General features: G+C 74.7%; 19 protein-coding genes. 12 read left to right on the forward strand and 7 right to left on the reverse strand.

Annotation, left to right across the window (positions count from 1 at the left end; genetic code table 11):
* Positions 1-6 precede the first annotated feature (6 nt).
* The 4 genes from aat to BLT72_RS00185 all read left to right on the forward strand — a co-directional run bounded on the left by aat (position 7) and on the right by BLT72_RS00185 (position 2829).
* A complete protein-coding gene (gene aat / locus BLT72_RS00170; RefSeq protein WP_091408440.1) occupies positions 7-690 on the forward strand; it encodes a leucyl/phenylalanyl-tRNA--protein transferase in 684 nt (227 codons plus the stop codon).
* 30 nt (positions 691-720) lie between these two features.
* Positions 721-1584 (forward strand): Fpg/Nei family DNA glycosylase, encoded by an 864-nt coding sequence (locus BLT72_RS00175; RefSeq protein WP_091408442.1) that lies wholly within the window; start codon positions 721-723, stop codon positions 1582-1584.
* A gap of 26 nt (positions 1585-1610) precedes the next feature.
* Positions 1611-1919, forward strand: a complete 309-nt coding sequence (locus BLT72_RS00180) for a rhodanese-like domain-containing protein (protein ID WP_197677141.1) — start codon at positions 1611-1613, stop codon at positions 1917-1919.
* Positions 1920-2034: 115 nt separating this feature from the next.
* On the forward strand, positions 2035-2829 hold the full coding sequence (locus BLT72_RS00185; RefSeq protein WP_280949239.1) for a glycerophosphodiester phosphodiesterase: 795 nt from the start codon (positions 2035-2037) through the stop codon (positions 2827-2829).
* A gap of 11 nt (positions 2830-2840) precedes the next feature.
* Here the strand turns inward: BLT72_RS00185 and BLT72_RS00190 are convergent, their stop codons facing one another.
* Positions 2841-4043, reverse strand: a complete 1203-nt coding sequence (locus tag BLT72_RS00190) for an arginine deiminase (protein ID WP_091408449.1) — start codon at positions 4041-4043, stop codon at positions 2841-2843.
* Positions 4044-4121: 78 nt separating this feature from the next.
* Here BLT72_RS00190 and BLT72_RS00195 point away from each other — a divergent pair, with 78 nt between their 5' ends.
* The gene (locus BLT72_RS00195; protein WP_091408452.1) at positions 4122-4916 is read left to right on the forward strand and encodes a glycosyltransferase; all 795 of its coding nucleotides are present in this window, start codon (positions 4122-4124) and stop codon (positions 4914-4916) included.
* Entirely contained in the window at positions 4913-6607 is a 1695-nt protein-coding gene (gene mptB / locus BLT72_RS00200; RefSeq protein ID WP_172825995.1) for a polyprenol phosphomannose-dependent alpha 1,6 mannosyltransferase MptB, read from the forward strand. Before BLT72_RS00195 ends, mptB begins: the two co-directional genes overlap by 4 nt.
* On the opposite strand, the gene add is transcribed toward mptB, so the two are convergent.
* Positions 6570-7586, reverse strand: coding sequence for an adenosine deaminase (gene add, locus BLT72_RS00205; protein WP_091408456.1), 1017 nt, complete (start codon positions 7584-7586; stop codon positions 6570-6572). The two genes, mptB and add, sit on opposite strands and share 38 nt — an antisense overlap.
* Before the next feature lie 51 nt (positions 7587-7637).
* A complete protein-coding gene (locus BLT72_RS00210) occupies positions 7638-8240 on the reverse strand; it encodes a MerR family transcriptional regulator (protein WP_091408459.1) in 603 nt (200 codons plus the stop codon).
* A gap of 76 nt (positions 8241-8316) precedes the next feature.
* Here BLT72_RS00210 and BLT72_RS00215 point away from each other — a divergent pair, with 76 nt between their 5' ends.
* Genes BLT72_RS00215 through pheA form a run of 4 tightly spaced genes read left to right on the forward strand, consistent with a single transcriptional unit; the run spans position 8317 to position 10730 of the window.
* A complete protein-coding gene (locus BLT72_RS00215) occupies positions 8317-8811 on the forward strand; it encodes a DUF4188 domain-containing protein (protein WP_157720200.1) in 495 nt (164 codons plus the stop codon).
* A gap of 35 nt (positions 8812-8846) precedes the next feature.
* Positions 8847-9368, forward strand: a complete 522-nt coding sequence (locus tag BLT72_RS00220; RefSeq protein ID WP_091408462.1) for a DUF2510 domain-containing protein — start codon at positions 8847-8849, stop codon at positions 9366-9368.
* Positions 9323-9784, forward strand: coding sequence for a hypothetical protein (locus BLT72_RS00225; protein WP_091408466.1), 462 nt, complete (start codon positions 9323-9325; stop codon positions 9782-9784). The genes BLT72_RS00220 and BLT72_RS00225 overlap by 46 nt, the downstream gene beginning before the upstream one ends.
* Positions 9785-9800: 16 nt before the next feature.
* Positions 9801-10730: a prephenate dehydratase gene (gene pheA, locus BLT72_RS00230; protein ID WP_091408469.1), complete on the forward strand. Its 930-nt coding sequence runs from the start codon at positions 9801-9803 to the stop codon at positions 10728-10730.
* 129 nt (positions 10731-10859) lie between these two features.
* Here the strand turns inward: pheA and BLT72_RS00235 are convergent, their stop codons facing one another.
* A complete protein-coding gene (locus BLT72_RS00235; protein WP_091408474.1) occupies positions 10860-12527 on the reverse strand; it encodes a bifunctional phosphatase PAP2/diacylglycerol kinase family protein in 1668 nt (555 codons plus the stop codon).
* A gap of 86 nt (positions 12528-12613) precedes the next feature.
* Between BLT72_RS00235 and serS the strand changes: the two genes are divergently transcribed.
* Both serS and BLT72_RS00245 read left to right on the forward strand, forming a co-directional pair.
* Positions 12614-13888, forward strand: coding sequence for a serine--tRNA ligase (gene serS, locus BLT72_RS00240; protein ID WP_091408478.1), 1275 nt, complete (start codon positions 12614-12616; stop codon positions 13886-13888).
* A 53-nt stretch (positions 13889-13941) separates the two neighbouring features.
* Positions 13942-14709 carry an HAD family hydrolase gene (locus tag BLT72_RS00245; protein ID WP_172826156.1) on the forward strand — a complete coding sequence of 256 codons (768 nt, stop codon included), beginning with the start codon at positions 13942-13944 and terminating at the stop codon, positions 14707-14709.
* A gap of 38 nt (positions 14710-14747) precedes the next feature.
* Here BLT72_RS00245 and BLT72_RS00250 read toward each other — a convergent pair whose 3' ends face one another.
* From BLT72_RS00250 to crtY, 3 genes are all read right to left on the reverse strand, one after another.
* The gene (locus tag BLT72_RS00250; RefSeq protein WP_091408485.1) at positions 14748-16271 is read right to left on the reverse strand and encodes an AAA family ATPase; all 1524 of its coding nucleotides are present in this window, start codon (positions 16269-16271) and stop codon (positions 14748-14750) included.
* A 45-nt stretch (positions 16272-16316) separates the two neighbouring features.
* Positions 16317-16958 carry a WhiB family transcriptional regulator gene (locus BLT72_RS00255; RefSeq protein ID WP_091408489.1) on the reverse strand — a complete coding sequence of 214 codons (642 nt, stop codon included), beginning with the start codon at positions 16956-16958 and terminating at the stop codon, positions 16317-16319.
* 84 nt (positions 16959-17042) lie between these two features.
* Positions 17043-18218, reverse strand: coding sequence for a lycopene beta-cyclase CrtY (crtY, locus tag BLT72_RS00260; protein ID WP_091408492.1), 1176 nt, complete (start codon positions 18216-18218; stop codon positions 17043-17045).
* Positions 18219-18221 lie beyond the last annotated feature (3 nt).

Below are 18221 nucleotides of genomic sequence, written 5' to 3' on the forward strand. Positions count from 1 at the left end.
CGGCACGTGGCCGAGTCACCGTTCGGACCCCCCGAGCTCTGGCGGCACGACGACCTCGTCGCCGTCAGCCGCGAGTTCGACGTGGGCCTGGTGCTGCAGGCCTACCGCAGCGGCCTGTTCCCCATGCCGGCGCGCGGCTCGCTGATGGGCTGGTGGTCGCCCCTGGACCGGGCGGTGCTGCCGCTCGACGGCCTCCGGGTCAGCCGCTCGCTCCGCAAGATGGCGCACCGCTACGAGGTCCGCGTCGACACCGACTTCGAGGGCGTGCTCGCCGGCTGCGGCGACCCGCGGCGTCCCGACGGCTGGATCGACGACGCGGTCCGCCGGGTGTACCGGCAGCTGCACGCGGCCGGCACCGTGCACTCGGTGGAGGCCTGGACCCCGGACGGCCAGCTGGCCGGCGGTCTCTACGGCGTCAGCATCGGCGGCCTCTTCGCGGGCGAGTCCATGTTCCACCGGCCCGACATCGGCCGGGACGCCTCCAAGGTCGCGCTGGTCGGGCTGGTCGACCTGCTGCGCGAGGCGGGCGGCGACACCCGGCTGCTCGACGTCCAGTGGGCGACACCGCACCTGCAGAGCCTCGGCGTGGTCGAGGTGCCGCGGCCGCACTACCTGCGCCTGCTGGCGGCGGCGCTGCCCCTCGACCCCCCGGCCTGGACGCCGGGGCCGCGGGTGCCCTCGACCTCCTGAGAGATCGCGCGGGCAGTGCCATGATGGGGCGTGCCCGAGATGCCGGAGGTCGAGTCGCTCGCGGTGTTCCTGCGCCAGCGCTGCGTGGGCCGGGTCATCGCCCGGGTGGAGCTGACCGCGTTCAGCGCGCTCAAGACCTACGAGCCGCCCCTGTCGGCGCTCAACGGCCTGGAGATCGACGGGGTCGAGCGGCACGGCAAGTACCTCGACGTCTCGGCCCAGGGCCTGCACCTGGTGTTCCACCTGGCCCGGGCCGGCTGGCTCCGCTGGAAGGACACGCTGCCCGACACCCCGGCGAAGCCCGGCAAGGGGCCGCTGGCGCTCCGCGTCCGGCTCGACGACGGCTCCGGCTTCGACCTCACCGAGGCCGGCACCCAGCGCAAGCTCGCCGTGCACGTGGTCGCCGACCCGCAGGACATCGCCATGGTGGCGACGCTGGGGCCCGACCCGCTCAGCCCCGAGTTCGACGAGGACGCGCTGCGCGCCGTGCTGACCCGGGCCGGCCGGGCCCAGCTCAAGGGGGTCCTCAAGGACCAGCGGACCATCGCCGGGATCGGCAACGCCTACTCCGACGAGATCCTGCACGCGGCCAAGCTCAGCCCCTTCAAGCCGTCGAGCTCGCTGACCCCGGACGAGCTCACCGTGCTCTACCGGGCGGTGAAGGACGAGCTGGGCGGCGCCATCGCCCGGGCCGAGGGCCTGGCGGCCAAGGACCTCAAGGGGGAGAAGAAGTCGGGGCTGCGGGTGCACGGCCGCGCCGGGCAGCCCTGCGACGTCTGCGGCGACACCATCGCGGAGGTCTCGTTCGCCGACTCCTCCCTGCAGTACTGCCCGACCTGCCAGACCGGGGGCAAGAAGCTGGCCGACCGCCGGCTGTCCAAGCTGCTCAAGTAGCGCGGCGCGGCAACTATCGTGGGCGCGTGACCTCCGAGGTACCGACCATCCACGCGGCCGACGTCGACGGCCTGCTCGCGCAGGGCTGGCGGCTGCTCGACGTGCGCACCGACGAGGAGTGGGCCAGCGGGCGCATCCCCGGATCTCAGCACGTGCCGATGGACCAGGTGGTCGCCCGGCTGGAGGAGATCGAGGACCGCACGCTCGTGGTCTGCGCCGTGGGCGGCCGCTCCGCGCGGGTCACCCAGTACCTGCGGGCCCAGGGCCGCGAGGCGCTCAACGTCGAGGGCGGCGTGCACGGCTGGGCGGCGGGCGGCGGGCCCATCGAGGCCTGAGCCGTCCCCCTCGAGGACCGGCTCCAAACCGGCTCCGGATGTGGCTTCGGTCACATCCAGCGGCTGGCGGTGTTGAAACGTCACACCGTCCGGGACCGGGTGCAAGGCTGGACAGGTGTCAGCGATCTTCGCTCACCGGGGCTGGTCCGCCAGGCATCCCGAGATGACGCGAGCCGCCTACCAGGCGGCCATCGGATGGGCAGCGACGACGGGCGCCGAGCTGGGGCTCGAGTGCGACGTGCAGTTCAGCGCCGACGACCAGCTCGTGTGCCTCCACGACGAGGACCTGCGGCGCACGGCCGGCCTGCCGGACCGGCCCGTGGACCTCACCGTGGCCGAGCTCAAGCGGCTGGACTTCGGTTCCTGGGTGCGGGTGAGCCCCGAGCCCGAGGAGCGCGAGCTGGTCACGCTCGCCGAGCTGCTCACCATGACGGCGGAGGCGCGGGCGGCGGGGGCGGCGGTGACGCTGGCCATCGAGACCAAGCACCCCAACCCGCGGGCGCTGGACGTCGAGGACCGGTTGGCGGCCATGCTCGCCGACCGGGGGTGGGACGGCCCGGACGCCCCCGTCCGGCTGATCACCTTCGACCTGGACAGCCTGGAGCGGCTCGGTCGCCTGCTGCCGGGGGTGCCGCGCACCCTGCTGGTGCACCGTGACCTGACGCCGTGGTGGGACTGCGCGCTGCCCGACGTCACCGTCGTGGGGGTCGACCTGACCCTGCTGCGCCGCGACCCCGGCTTCGTCGAGCACCTGCTCAGCCAGGGTCGCGAGGTGCACGCCTTCACCGTCAACCACCCCGACGACGTCCGCTTCCTGCGCGACCTCGGCGTCTCGGGCTTCACCACCGACTGCCCGCCCGAGGTCCACGCGGTGCTCGACGAGCCGCTGCGGCCCTCCGCCGCCGCCTGAGCGGACCGGGGTCAGTCCCGGCTGATCGGGCAGGACATGCAGCGCGGGCCGCCGCGCCCCGAGCCGAGCTCGGAGCCGGCGATGGCCAGCACCTCGATGCCCGCCGCCGCCAGCCGGGAGTTCGTCTCCTCGTTGCGCTCGTAGGCCACCGCGACCTTCGGCTCGATGGCCAGGGTGTTGTTGCCGTCGTCCCACTGCTCGCGCTCGGCGGTCACCGGGTCCAACCCGGTGTCGATCAGCCGCAGCTGGTCGATGCCCATCGCCCGGGCCGCGGCCTCGAGGAAGGGCACCGGGCCGTCGACCTCCAGGTCGCCGTCGCGGCCCGCCCGCACCGTCAGGGCGGCCAGCCGGTGCGCGACGTTCGGGTACATCACCACCGCATCGGTGTCGACCATCGTGCAGATGGTGTCGAGGTGCATGGTCGCGCGGTCCTGGTCGATCGGCACCGCGAGGACGGTGTGGGCCAGGCCCTCGGCGAAGGCGGTCCGCGCCAGCCGCTCCGCGCCGGCGGGGGTCGTCCGCTCGCCGACCCCGACCGCCAGCACGCCGTCGGCCAGGGCCATCACGTCGCCGCCCTCGAGGTGCTCCTGCTGCCACCCGTGGATCCGTTCCACGCCGGCGAAGCGGGGGTGGAAGGTGTAGATCAGCTCGGTCAGCTGGGTCTCCCGCCGCCGCGCGTGCATCGCGAGGGACGTGATCGTCACCCGGTCCTGCACCCAGACGCTGGAGTCGCGGGTGAACAGCAGGTTCGGCAGCGGGTTGACGAGGAACTCCTGGTCGGGGAGCAGTGCGGTGACGAGGCTGCCGGAGCCGTCCACCTCGTCGTTGCGCAGCCCGGCCATCAGCACCCCGGCCAGCGCCTCCGGGTCGAGGTCGCCCGCCATGCCGCGCAGGTAGCCCCGGAGCCGGTCACCCAGCCGGAGGTCGGCGAGGGTCAGGGCGATCGCCTGCTCGCGGGCGGCGGCCCCGGCCAGCGTCTGCGTCAGCAGCTCGGCGAGGTAGAGGACCTCGACGCCGCGGCTGCGCAGCACCGCGGCGAAGGCGTCGTGCTCGGTCTGGGCGCGGTCCACCCAGGGCAGCCCGTCGAAGAGCAGGGCGTCGTTGTTGCGCGGGGTGAGCCGCTTCAGCTCCGCCCCGGGCCGGTGCAGCATGACCGTCCGCAGACGGCCGACCTCGGAGCGCACGCCCGGGCGTGCGACAGCTGTCTCGCTCATGCCCGGACCCTACCGGCCGGGTGCCGCGCGCGGTCCGGGCGCGAGGCCCGGCGGGCCCGGCCGCACTAGCATGGCCGGGTGAGCTCAGCCCTGGCGCGCGTCGCGTGCATCATCCCCGCCAAGGATGAGCAGGAGCGGATCGCCGCCACGGTGACCGCCGCCCGAGCGCTGCCCCACGTGGACCTCGTGCTGGTCTGCGACGACGGCAGCAGCGACGCCACCGGCCAGCACGCCGCCGCCGCCGGTGCGGTCGTCGTCACCCACCGCCGGAACCGGGGCAAGGCCGCCGCCGTCGAGTCGGGGGTCAACGCGCTCGGCGGGATGGAGCAGCGCGACGGGCGGCCGGAGTGCGGCACCCTGCTGCTGCTGGACGCCGACCTGGGGGCCAGCGCGGCCGCCTGCGCGCCGCTGATCACCCCCGTCGTCGCGGGTCGGGCCGACCTCACCATCGCGGTGCTGCCCGAGCAGCAGACCGAGGACGGCGGCAGCCCCGGCGGGTTCGGCCTCGTGATGGGGACGGCCGCCCGCGGCATCACCGAGCTCACCGGGTGGACGCCGCAGGCCCCGCTGTCCGGCCAGCGCTGCCTGACCCGGCGCGCCTTCGAGCTCGCCAGCCCGCTGGCCGCGGGCTGGGGCGTCGAGGTGGGGATGACCGTCGACGTGCTGCGGGCCGGGCTGGTGGTGGAGGAGATCCCCGTCGCGCTGCGCCACCGGGCCACCGGCCGCGACCTCGCCGGCCAGCTGCACCGGGCCAAGCAGCTCCGCGACGTCACCCGGGCGCTGGCCGCCCGCGGGCTGGTGCAGTCCGGGATCGACGAGCTCCGGGCCAAGGGCCTCTCCTCGCTGCTGGCCCGGCGGGACCGGGGCCGGTGAGCGCGCGCCGCCGTCGTCGTCGTCGTCCCGGCAACCCCGCCAAGCCCCCCGCCCCGGTCTACCGGCCCGTGCTCTGGCACCGCGACCACCGGTTCGGGGTCGCCGGCATCGTGGGGGCGACCGCGCTGACCCTGCTGGCCGGGTTCCTCGGGCCCTCGGCGGTGACGCTCACGCTGGGTCCGCGGCGCTCGCTGCTGCCGCCGTGGTACCTACCCGCCGGCGTGGTCCAGCCGAACGAGTGGGTCGTCTCCTCGCTGGTCTGGTCCGCGATCCTCGTCGGCGCGGCCGGGCTGTTCGTCGCCATGCGGGCGCTGGCCGACGGCTGGCAGCCCCGGGTCCGGCGGCTGTTCGCGCTGGGCACCGGGTTGAGCCTGGTCACCATCACCGTGCCGCCGCTGACCTCGGCCGACGTCCTCATGTACGCCGCCTACGGCCGGCTGCAGGCCATCGGCCGCGACCCCTACGAGCTCACCCCCGCCGAGGTGTTCCGCGTGCAGTTCGACCCCGTGCTGCGGTGGACCGAACGCCCCTGGCAGGACACCCCCAGCGTCTACGGGCCCATCACGTCCTGGCTCCAGCTGCTGGCGAACCGGCTGGGCGGGGAGAACATGCACGACATCGTCTTCTGGCTGCAGGTGTTCGCGGTGGTGCCGTTCATCCTGGCCGGGGCCGGCGTCGTCATGCTGGCCCACGGGGACGCCCGCCGGCAGGCCCGCGCAGCGCTGCTGACCATCGCCAACCCCGTGCTCATCTGGGCCGTCGTCGCCGGCGCCCACAACGAGGCCCTGTCGGTGATGTTCGCCGTGGCCGGGCTGATGATGATGCGCAAGAGCCCGTTCGCGGCCGGCATCGGCATCGGGCTGGCGGGCTGCGCCAAGGTCAGCATCGGCATCTGGGGCCTGGCCATGCTGTGGGCCTACCGGCGCGAGCCGAAGAAGGCCCTGCTGCTCTGCCTGGGCACCGCCCTGCCGATGGGCTGGGCCTACGTCATCTGGCAGCCGACGGCGTTCTTTCAGGCGCTGCGCAACGGCGGCTACGTCTCGGTGGGCTCGTGGGCCAACCCCGTCTTCCGGTTCCTCGACCTGTTCATGACCGGCTTCAACGCCAAGGTCGTCGTCGGCGTCATCTCCTACGCGGGGCTGGTCGTCATCGCCTGGATGCTCTCCAAGACGGTGCCCTGGACGGCCGTCCCCGGGCTGGCCCGTGGCGCCGACCTGCGGCACGACCCGCTGACCATCGCCGTGCGCACCTCGCTGGTGCTCAGCGTCGCCTGGCTCGTGACGTCGATGTACACCCTCAGCTGGTACGACCTGATCGCCTGGATGCCGCTGGCCGTGCTGGCGGCCAACAAGCTGGACCGGATCATGCTGATGCGGATCACGCCGCTGTCGCTGGCCTACGTGCCGGGCCGGGCGATCGACGTCGGGCCGGCCCTGGACTTCACCGCCAACCGCGTGCGGGACACCGTCTCGCCCCTCGTCCAGTTCGCCGTGCTGGCGGCCATCGTCTTGTGGTGGCGGCGCCCGGAGCGGCCCGAGCTCTTCCCCTTCCGGGCGCCCGCGGCGCGCGCGTCGGGGGACGCCACCGTGCACGCAGGGTCCGTCCCCACCGCCGTCGGACCCGGCCGGCCGGCCGGACCGGCGGGACGCGCGGTCAAGCCGGCGGCGTCGCCCGGGCGGCGTAGGCGCTGATCTCGGCCCGCAGCGCGGCCCGGGTAGCGTCGGGGGCGAAGGAGCCGTCGACCGCCGCGAGGGCCAGGTCGGCCACGCCCGCCTCGTCGAGGCCCAGCAGGTCGGCGGCGATCGCGTACTCGCGGTCCAGGTCGGTGCCGAACATCGGCGGGTCGTCGGTGTTCACCGTCACCCGGACACCGGCGGCCACCAGGGCCGGCAGCGGGTGCGCGGCCAGGGACGGGACCACCCCGAGCGCGACGTTCGAGGTGGGGCAGACGTCGAGGACCACGCCGTGCTCGGCCAGGTGGGCCAGCAGGGCAGGGTCGCCCACGGCGGTGATCCCGTGCTCGACCCGTTCGGCGCCCAGGTTCAGCACGGCGTCCCAGATCGTCTCCGGTCCCGTCGTCTCGCCGGCGTGCGGGACGCTGTGCAGGCCTGCGGCCCGGGCGCGGTCGAACTGGTCGCGGAACATCGAGCGCGGGAAGCCGACCTCGGACCCGCCGACACCGAAGCCCACCAGGCCCGGCACGTCGTGGTCCAGGGCGGCCGAGGCGGTGAGCTCGGCGGCCGGGAGGCCGAAGTCGGCGGGGATGTCGAAGATCCAGCGCAGCTCCAGGCCCAGGTCGCGGGCTGCGGCGGTGCGGGCGTCCTCGAGCGCCTCCAGGAACGCCGGTACCGGCAGCGCGTCGGTGACGGAGGTGCAGGGGGTGACGGTCAGCTCGGCGTAGCGGATGTTCTGCGCCGCCATGTCGCGGGCCACCTCGTAGGTGAGCAGCCGGACGTCCTCGGCGGTCCGGACCAGGTCGACCACCGCCAGGTAGGTGCGGATGAAGTGCGGGAAGTCCTCGAAGACGAAGAACCGGGCGAGCTCGGCGGGGTCGGTCGGCACGGTGCCCGGGTGCCGGGCGGCGAGCTCGGCCACGATCCGGGGCGACGCGGACCCGACGTGGTGCACGTGCAGCTCGGCCTTGGGCAGGCCGGCGATGAACTCCTCCATGACGTCCTCCTCGCCTCCGGCGGCTCGCCGCCGCCTCCGATGCTCCCGCACTCAGCCGAAGCGGCGGGCCGAGAGCTCCTGGTGCGCCAGCCGGCGCAGCGTCAGCAGCAGCGGCTCGACCAGCACCGTGCCGAGGACCACGTGCCGGACGGCGGCCGCCGCCGAGCCGGTGGGGACGCTGTCCACCTCCAGGGTGGCGATCGCCTCCATGTGCCGGCGGTAGGCGTCGAGCGCCCCCTCGGGCAGGGCGAAGCCGGCGTCGTCGAGGGCGGCGAGCTCGGCGGCCAGCTGGTCGTGACTGGGGCAGTCCTTCTCCTGCACCGCCCAGCCCCAGGAGGTGAGCAGGGCGTGCACCGCGGTGTGGTCGCGCGGGGCGAGCGGCTCGTCGACCGCGGCCGTGGCCACGCCCAGCAGTTCGTGCACGCCGTCGGGCGGGTGCTCGATCGCCCCGACGACCCGGCGGACGGCGGCCAGCGACAACCCGCCGGGCCCGGCCAGCGCCCGGATCAGCCGCAGTCGCTCCAGGTGTGCCTCCCCGTACTGCGCCTGGGTGGCCGACGTGCGCCGGCCCTCGGGCAGCAGCCCCTCGCGCAGGTAGAACTTGACGGTCGCCAGCGGCACGTCGGCCGTCCGGGCCAGTTCCGAGATCCGCACACCCGTCCTCTCGCTCTTGACATTGGATATCAGCACTCGCCAATAATGGGGAGCACCACTATCCAAGGAGAGCATCATGCCACCTGTCGTCCCCGGACGGATGACCCACGACCACGAGGGCGAGCTGGTGGTCTTCCTCATCGGCATGCGCATCAACCGGCCGTGGCGGCCGGACCTGTGGCTGCCGGTCTTCGGCGCCATGCCGAAGATGCTCGCCGAGCTGGCCCGCGACCCAGAGTCGGGGCTGCTCGGCTCCCGGTTGCTGGTCGGGGCGGGCGGACCGACCCTGGTGCAGTACTGGTCCTCGACCGAGAAGCTCTACGCCTACGCCTCGCAACCGGACGCCGAGCACCGGCCGGCCTGGACGGCGTTCAACCGGCGGGCGCGGTCGGCGCCGGGCGCCGTGGGGATCTGGCACGAGACCTACCTCGTCGAGCGGGCGGAGTCCATGTACGTCGGCACGCCACCGATGGGCCTGGCCGCCGCGACGAGCAGCGTCCCCGTCGGCCCGCGGTCGGAGCGGGCGCGGCAGCGGCTGGGCCGGGCCGAGGACGAGGCCGCCGCGGCCTGAGCCCGTGCGGCCCGGGAGGCGCTTAGGGTGACCGGGTGAGCGCTCCGGACCCCGGGTGGTACGCCGACCCCAGTGGCTCCGCCGACGTCTTCCGCTGGTGGGACGGGGCGGCCTGGTCCCGCTGGCTCAGCCGCGACGCCACCGTCGGGCCTCCGGAGCAGGCGCCGACCCTCGCGCCACCGGTCGACCCGGCCGACGCCGCGGGACCACCACCGACCCCGCCCGCCGGGGTCCCGGCCGACCCGTCGGCGTCGGCGGGGCCGCCGGCCGCGGCACCTGGCCCGGCCGGGGTCCGGCTCCCGGTGGCGGTCGCCCTCGTGGCGGCCGTCGTCGTCGTCGCCGTGGTGGCCGTCGGGGCCGTGGTGTCCGCGAGCGCGCAGCGGCTGCCGTCGGGTCCGGCCGTGGCGCCCCCCACGGGCGAGACGGGCGGGCCGGCCGTGGTCTACGACGCCGCGACCCGGACCGCGTCGATCGAGGAGCTGCGGCTGGTGCTGCCCGTCGAGCCCTACGCGTGCAGCGCCTCCCCCAGCCCGCCCTGCCGACGTTCACCTCGGTGATGATCTGCAACGCGCCCGTGCACGCCGACTACGACGCGGACGGCAGCGACTGGTCCGCCACCACCGGGATCGGACTGGTGCCGGACGCCCTGGTCACCCGGGGAGACCTGCAGGGCACGGCGGCCGCCGTCTTCGCCTCGCTCCGCGACCAGTTCTTCGCGGGCCAGGAGACGACCGTGGAGAAGGCGGTGCGGCAGTCCTGGGACGGTTCCCGGACCGGCTCCTCGGAGGCGAGGACGGCCGAGATCCACTACACGGTCCCGGGCGTCCCCAGCCGGTACGACAAGACGAGCGTCCTCGTGGTGGAGCTGCAGAGCGGCGGCCACGCCTTCTGGTTCTCGAGCCGCCCCGACGACACCCCCCGGGCCACGCTCGCCGTCCTCGACGCGTCGCTGGCCGGGATGACGGCCCGCTGACCGCTAGCCTGAGCCGGTGCCAGGAGTCCCGCCCGCCCAGTACGGCTACTTCGGACCCGCTGGGACCTTCACCCACCAGGCCCTGCGGACGCTCCCGGCCCAGCACGGTGAGCCCGTCCCCTTCGCCACCGTCGGGCAGGGCCTGCAGGCTGTCCGCGACGGCGAGGTGACCGCGGTCCTGGTGCCCATCGAGAACTCGGTCGAGGGCGGGGTGACGGCCACCCTGGACAACCTCACCTACGGCGACCCCCTCGTCATCACCCGCGAGGTCCTGCTGCCGGTTCAGTTCACGCTCTTCGGCCGGCCGGGGACGGCGCTGCGGGACGTGCGGCAGGTGCTGACCCACCCGCACGCCGCCGCCCAGTGCCGCGGCTGGCTGGCCGCGCACCTACCCGGCGCCACCGTCACCGAGGGCGGGTCCACGGCGGCCGCGGCGGCCGAGGTCGCCGACCCGGGCTCCCGCTTCGACGCGGCGATCTGCGCGCAGGTGGCCGGGGAGCTGTACCGGTTGGCGCCGCTCGCCACCGGCATCGCCGACAACCCCGACGCGGTCACCCGGTTCGTGCTGGTCTCCCGGCCGGGTCCCGTGGCGCCGCCGACCGGTGCGGACAAGACGACGCTGGTGATCTTCATGCGCGAGGACCACCCGGGCGCGCTGCTGGAGATCCTCGAGCAGTTCGCCAGCCGGGGGGTCAACCTGTGCCGGATCGAGTCCCGGCCGACGAAGCGGACGCTGGGGGACTACTGCTTCTCCGTCGACGCCGAGGGCCACCTCGACGACGCACGGCTGGCCGAGGCCCTGATGGGCCTGCACCGGGTCTGCGCCGACGTCGTGTTCCTGGGCAGCTACCCCCGCGCCGACCAGCAGCGCCCGGTGATCCGGGTGGGCACCACGAACGCCGACTACGCCGCCGCCGCGTCCTGGTTCCGCCGCCTGCACGGCTGAGCCCGCCAGCCGTTCCCTGAGCCTGTCGAAGGCCACCCGTTCCCTGAGCTCGTCGAAGGACTTTCGACAAGCTCAGGCCGCGGTGGGCGGCCCGTGCTGCGGTGGTGGGCTCAGGTCGCGGTGGTCGGCTCAGGCCTTCGTCCCCGCCAGGTCGTCCTGGGTGGACTGCGCCAGCGCGGCGGCGGGCTCGGCACCGCCCTGGCCGGAGGCACCGGGCACCCGCAGGACGAGGGCGCCGGGCTGGACTTCGGCCACCATCCGCCCGCACTCGCCGACGGTGTCGCCGTCCAGCTGGTACTGGTCACGCTCCTCGACGGTGATGGTCACCTTGCGGCCGGTGATCCGGTCCAGCTGCTCGTCGGAGCGGCGCTGCCGGGTGAGCACCCGGGTGGTGAGCCGGACCCAGTCCGTCGCGGTGCGGGGGGAGGCGACCATGACGTCCAGCAGCCCGTCGTCGTACTTGGCGTCGGGGATCAGGGGGATGTTCGCCTGCAGGTAGCCGACGTTGCCGACGACGATGACGTGCGCCTTGCGCCGGAGCGGGGGGTCGTCGTCGACCTGGATGGTCGCGTGCAGCGCCGGGTGGTTGGCGTTCCGCGCCGCCGACACGAAGTACGCGGCCGAGCCGACGGCCTTCTTCAGGTCGGCGTTGGTGCCCTCCATGATCACGGCGTCGATGCCGATGCCGCCCATCACGGCGAAGTGGTCGGGCGGGCCGTCGTCCACCCGGATCTCCACCAGGTCGACGCCCTTGTCGGCGCCGTCCAGGGCCACCTCGAGCGCGGCGGCCCGGTCCAGCGGGATGCCGATGTTGCGGGCCAGCAGGTTGCCCGTGCCCGAGGGGATCAGCCCGAACGGGATGCCCGTGCCGGCCAGCCCCGAGCAGATGACCCGGATGGTCCCGTCGCCGCCGGCGCCCAGCACGAGGTCGACCCCGGCGTCCACGGCCTGCTGCGTCATGGCCCGGCCCGGGTCGTCGACGGTGGTCTCGAGCCACAGCGGGTGGCCCCAGCCGCGCTGCTGCAGCTCGTACTCGACCTGGCGGCGGAAGGTGACCCAGTCGAGCACCTTCGACGGGTTGACGATGACCGCGGCGCGGCGGGCCGGCGGCCCGTCGGTGTCGTCCGGCTGCCGGCTGCGGACCATCTCGGTGACCAGGTCGTGCGGCACGGGCACCCGCACGCCGCTGACGACGAGGCTCAGCACCGCGACCGCCCCCCCGAGCAGCAGGCCGCCGACGAGGTCGCTGACGTGGTGCGCCCCCAGCAGCCAGCAGTCCACCGCGACCAGCAGCACCACGGCGCTGGCCCCGGACTCCCACAGGAACCGGGCCCGGACGCTCCGCCGGGTCACGGCGAACACCGCGCCGACGCCGATCGCGGTGATCGTCGAGCTGACCAGGTGCGCCGCGGGGTAGGCCGAGCCCTGGGTGCTGAGCAGGTCGAGCGCCTGGGCGGGCCGGGGCCGGGCGACGAGCAGCCGCAGCAGGGCCGTCAGCCCCCAGCCGAGCACCGCCATCAGCACGAGCGCCACGGACAGCTGGCGGAAGCGCCGCCGCGACGCCCAGAAGGCGACCGCGAGGAGCACCAGGTACTGCAGCGTCGGCAGGGTCACGAGCGCGACGGCGGCCGCGACCTGCGCGACGGGGGACGACGGGTCCAGCGCCCGGGGCAGCAGCCGGTCGTCCAGCGCCTGGACCGGGGCCCAGGTCAGGGTCAGCGCCGTCCAGACGGCGAGCGCGACGACGAGCAGGGCGAGGATCACCACGGCGGCGGGGCGGGGTGGTCGGCGCGGCATGCCCTGATCATCCCCTGCCCGACGCCACCTGCTCGACCGGCGCAACTCACGTGCTGCGCCTCCGGCCGGCTGGTTAGGCTGAGGCGGTGATCGACGTCAAGGTGCTCCGCACCGACCCCGACCGTGTCCGTGCCTCCCAGCGGGCGCGGGGCGAGTCGGTGGCGCTGGTCGACGAGCTGCTGGCCGCCGACGCGGCGCGGCGCAGCGCGATCAGCCGGTACGAGGAGCTGCGGGCCGAGCAGAAGGGTCTCGGCAAGCAGGTCGCCCGGGCCGCCGGCGACGAGCGCGCCGCCCTGCTGTCCCGCACCCGGGAGCTCGCCGAGGAGGTCAGGAAGGCCGAGGCCAGCTCGGGTGAGGCGTCCGTCGCCTTCGACGCGCTGCTCAAGCAGGTCGGCAACCTGGTCTTCCCCGACGTCCCGGAGGGTGGCGAGGACGACTACGTCGTGCTCGAGACCCACGGCGAGCGCCGCGACTTCGCCGCCGAGGGCTTCACCCCGCGCGACCACCTGGAGCTGGGGCAGCTGCTCGGGGCCATCGACGTCGAGCGGGGGGCCAAGGTCTCCGGCTCCCGCTTCTACTACCTGACCGGCCAGGGCGCGGAGCTCGAGTTCGCCCTGATGAACCTGGCCATGAGTCTGGCCCTGGCGAACGGGTTCACCCCGATGATCCCGCCGGCGCTGGTCAAGGCGTCCGCCATGGAGGGCACCGGCTTCCTCGGCCAGGCCGCGCAGGACGTCTACCACCTGCCCGACGACGACCTCTACCTCGTCGGCACCGCCGAGGTCCCGCTGGCGGCGTACCACTCCGACGAGGTGCTGGACGCGTCCACCCTGCCGCTGCGGTACGCCGGCTTCAGCCCCAGCTACCGCCGCGAGGCGGGCTCCTACGGCAAGGACACCCGCGGCATCTTCCGGGTGCACTGGTTCGACAAGGTCGAGATGTTCGTCTTCTGCGCCCCCGAGGACGCGGAGGCGGAGCACCAGCGGCTGCTGGGGTGGGAGAAGGAGTTCATCGAGGCGCTGGAGATCCCCTACCAGGTGCTCGAGCTGGCCGGCGGGGACCTCGGGCTCAGCGCCGCCCGCAAGTACGACTGCTACGGCTGGCTGCCCACCCAGGACCGCTACCGCGAGATCACGTCCACCTCGAACTGCACCGAGTTCCAGGCCCGGCGCCTCAACGTCCGCACCCGCTCGGACGGCGGCACCGGCCCGGTGGCCACCCTGAACGGCACGCTCTGCGCGATGACGCGCACGATCATCATGATCCTGGAGAACCACCAGCAGGCCGACGGGTCCGTGCGGCTCCCGGCGGCGCTGCGCCCGTTCCTGGGCGGCCGCGCTGCCCTGGTCCCGCGCGGATGAGGGCCGAGAACGCGCCCGCGAGCTCGTCGGCTGACGCCGGGTGGCGCCCCCGGCTGGTCGCGCTCGACGTCGACGGCACCGTGGTGGACCGCAACGGGGCCCTGCCCACCGCGGTGAAGGACGCGATCGCCCTCGTCGTGGCGGCCGGCGTCCCCGTCGTCCTGTCGACCGGCCGCAGCTGGCACGGCACCCGCGACCTCATCGACCTGCTGGGCCTGCCGCCCGGGCCCGCCGTCTGCTCGAACGGCGCGGTGACGGTGACCTACCCGCCCGAGGAGGTCGTGAAGGCGATCACGTTCGACCCGCGCGAGGTCATCGACCGGGTGGAGGCGTTCGCGCCCGGCACGCTGATCGCGGTGGAGGAGATCGGCCGCGGCTACCGGCTCAACGGCCACTTCCCCGCGGAGGACCTGACCGGCGAGATGATCATCCAGGACTCCGAGCAGCTCGGGGCCCTGCCGGTGACGCGGGTGATCCTCCGGGACCCCACCCGCTCGTCGGAGGACTTCATCGCCCTCGCCCAGCACCTCGGCCTGCACGGCGTGACCTACTTCGTCGGGTGGAGCGCCTGGCTGGACATCGCGCCCGACGGGGTGAACAAGGCGACGGCGCTGGCCGAGGTCGCCGCCGGCCTCGGCCTCACCGCGGTCGACGTGCTGGCCTTCGGCGACGGCCGCAACGACCTGGAGATGCTGCGCTGGGCCGGTCGGGGCGTGGCCATCGGCGACGCCCCGCCGGAGGTGCAGGCGGTGGCCGACGCGGTGACCGACACGTTCGCCGACGGCGGGCCCGTGGCCGAGCTGCGGCGTTGGTTCGGCTGACGACCGGTCCCTGACGGCCAGTCAGGGCGCCGGGCAGCTCAGGACCCCTCGAAGCTGATCACCCAGTCGGGCCCGCCCGCGTCGCCCGGGTGCAGTCCCGGACGGGCGGTCCGGCCGTAGGCGCGGCCGGCCGGGGCGTCGGAGCCCGGGTCGACGTCGTCGCCGAAGGAGTGGGCCTCACCGCCCAGCAGGCTGCGGGTGAGGGCCTCGGCGTCGGACAGCATCTCGTCCAGGGCGTGGCTGAGGTCGATGTCGGCGGGCGGGCGACCCTGCTGGGCGGCGTTGATCACGGTGCGCCGGATCGCCTCCTTGGCGAAGGACGCCGTGACGCCCTCGGTCCGGGCGGCCGCGGTCTGCAGGGCCGCCTCGCTGACCCCGCCGGCCTCGAGCAGGGCGGCGCCGTAGAGGCCGAACAGCCGCCGACGACCCTCCAGGTCGGGCTTGGGGATCTCGACGGCGAGGTCGACCCGGCCAGGCCGCTCCACGAGAGCCCGTTCCAGCAGGTCGGCGCGGTTGGTGGTCAGCACGAAGGTGATGTCGGCGTCGGCGGCGAGCCCGTCCATCGCCTCCAGGGTCTCGAACAGGGCGGCGTTGGTGTCGCCGCCGCGGTGCTCGGCCACCAGGTCGCAGTCCTCCAGCACGATCAGGGCGGGCTGGGCCGCGCGGGCCAGCGTCGTCGCCGTGGTGAGCAGCCCGAGCGTCCGGCCGGAGAGCAGCACGGCGGTGGTGCCCGGGGTCCGGCTCAGCAGGTGGCGGACGAGGTGGGTCTTGCCGGTGCCGGGCGGGCCGTAGAGGAGCACGCCGCGCTTCAGGTGCTGGCCGGCGGCCCGCAGGGTCTCGCGGTGGGCGCCGACGCCCACCACGTGCCGGGTGACCCGGTCGAGCACCCCGGCGGGCAGCACCACCTGCTCGGGGCCGACCTCCGGGCGCCGCAGGAAGGTGAGCGACCCACCCGGGTCGTGGTAGTCGAACTCGTCCGAGGCGAACGAGATCACCTGGCCGCGCAGGATGCTGAGCCGCGACATCTCGTCGCGGACGAGCCGCATGAACGCCTCGGCGCGGTCCAGGTCCGGGCACAGCAGCTCGAGGGTGTGCTCGTCGCGGCCGTGCCGGCGGTTCGCGCCGCGCTGCAGCCACGCCACCGGGACGCCGTCGAAGCGCAGCATCCCGATCCCCAGCGTGACGACGCGGCGGTCGGTGTCCGGCCCCGTGGCCAGGCGCCGGTAGCTGACCGGACCCGGGCTGAACGCGGAGTGGGTGCGGACCAGGTACTCCGACACGCTGTCCACGTGCTCCCGGTTGGCGCCGCTGATGCCCTGCCGCTCCCCGCGGTAGGTCTCCAGCAGGGCGTCGAGCGCGAGATCGAGGTCGACGACCTGGTGGGCGGGGAAGCTCTCGGTGACCGGCTCCACCGTCTGCAGGTCGGCCCCGAGGAAGTCCTGCACCAGCTGGCCCACCTCGGTCAGGCGGTGCTCCGCGGCGTCCGCCTCCCGGGCGACCGTCGCCATCGCGTCGACGTACCGGGTGAAGGAGCGGGCGAACTCGCGGGTCTCGGCGTCCACGGGGCCTCCTCGTCGGGGACCCTCACCGTAGACCCGGGGGCCGGGTCAGGCGGCGTCCCGGTGCCCGCGGGACACGGGCCGGGTGACGGCCAGGGTGGCCTCCAGGACCTGCTGCTGGCTCGGCCGGGCGGCGACCGGCCGGGGCGGGCTCGGCTGGTCGCGCTCCCGCCGCAGGTGCCGCTTGACGGTCGACAGCGAGCAGCCGAGCCGGACCGCGAGCACCTCGAGCGTCTCGTCCGGGTGGGCCGCCCGGACCCGCAGCACCTCGTCGTGGTCGACGGGGCGGCTCCCGCCGAGCACCCCGGCCAGCGTGTCCAGGTCCTCCGGCGGCACGACGACGCCGAGCCGGCGGCGGATCTCCACCCGCTGCCGGGCGGTGGTGCCGCCGACGAAGCCGGCGACGTCGTGCTCGACGACGGCGCGGTCGAGGCAGGCGACGACGAGGGGGCAGCGCTGGCAGGCGGCGGTCGCGCGGGCCACCAGCTCGGCGTAGCGGCGGCGGTCCTCGGCCGGGGCCCCGGCGGCGGGCGGCTCCTCCAGCAGCGGGTCCTGGAAGACGCGGGGCAGCTGGACGCAGCTGGGCCCGGCGGGCTGGGTGCTGGCGTGGGGTGCGGGAGTGGTGCTGCTCGGCCGGGGGGCGGGAGCGGGGGCGGTGCTGCGGGGGCGGGGGGCGAGCGAGGTGGTCATGGACGGCTCCGAGGTGTCGTGGTGTCAGGCCTCGGGTGGGACGGCGCCTCGCGGCCTCCGGTTCCGTGGTGGTGCAGGTTTCCGCTAGCGCCGTCCGTGGGCGGCGGCGATGGCGCGGACGGCCCGGTGGACCGGCACGGGCGGCCGCCCGGAGAGGATCCGGAGCTGGTCGCTGCGGGTGGAGCCGGCGGCGTAGAACCGCTGCACCAGCGCGGGGTCCAGCCGGTAGAAGCGCTGCAGCACCCGGTAGCGCTCGGTGGGCTCGGCAGCGCCGAACAGCATGGTGTCGAGGAGCCGGTAGAAGCCGCGCTCCCGCCAGGTGCGGGCCGCGTGGGTGTGGGTGAGCTCCAGCAGGGCGGCGTGGCTGAGGTCCTCGGCCGCCGCGACGAGCCCGGCGAGCCGGATCGCGTCGGGCAGCGAGTAGCCGGTGGTCGGGTGGAAGAGCCCGGCCCGCATGCCCGCCTTGGCCAGCTCGGTGCCGGTGGAGGCCCAGTAGGCGTCGAAGTCGCCGCTGACGACGACGGGCAGCACCCCGCTCTCGGTGCGGCCGGCGCGCTCGACCTGCCAGCCGCGCGCGGTCCCGTAGGCGGCGATCCGGCGCTGCAGGTCGCGGACGTCGAGGTCGGCGGAGTCGCTGTAGTAGGTGTCCTCGACGAAGACCTCCTGCGGCCCGAACGGCAGCAGGTAGACGAACCGGTAGCCGTCGCGCTGCTCGACGGTGGCGTCCATCACGACGGGCCGCTGGACGCCGTGCGGAGCCCGGGTGTGCAGGACCTGCCCGACGAACTTCTGGTACCCGAGCCGCAGCAGGCCGAGGTCGCCGGGCCCCCGGGCGTCGAGCACGGCGCGGGCGTGGAGGGTCCGGCCGTCGTGCAGCCGCACCCGGTCGGGGCGTGCGTCAGCGACGCGGCCGCGGACGACCGATCCGGCGGGCAGCCGGGCGTGCACCACCTCGGCCAGCCGCTCGGAGGTGATGCTGCGGTACGGCGCGCGCAGCTCGCGGGCGAAGCCGGGGAACGCCACGTCGTAGGCGTCCCACCGGTGGCTGATCAGCGGTTCGACCAGCCAGGCGTCGGCGTCGTCCACGTCGGCGGCGAAGTGCGACCAGACGTGGTTGCCGCCGATCCGGTCCTGCTCGACGACCGCGAGCCGGAGGTGCGGGTGCCGCTCCGCGACGGCGAGGGCGACCAGCCCGCCGGCCAGCCCGCCGCCCAGGACGGCGAGGTCGACGTCGGAGCCCTCGGCGCCCGCGCCCCGCACGCC

Source organism: Friedmanniella luteola, from assembly GCF_900105065.1.
GTDB lineage: Bacteria > Actinomycetota > Actinomycetes > Propionibacteriales > Propionibacteriaceae > Microlunatus > Microlunatus luteolus.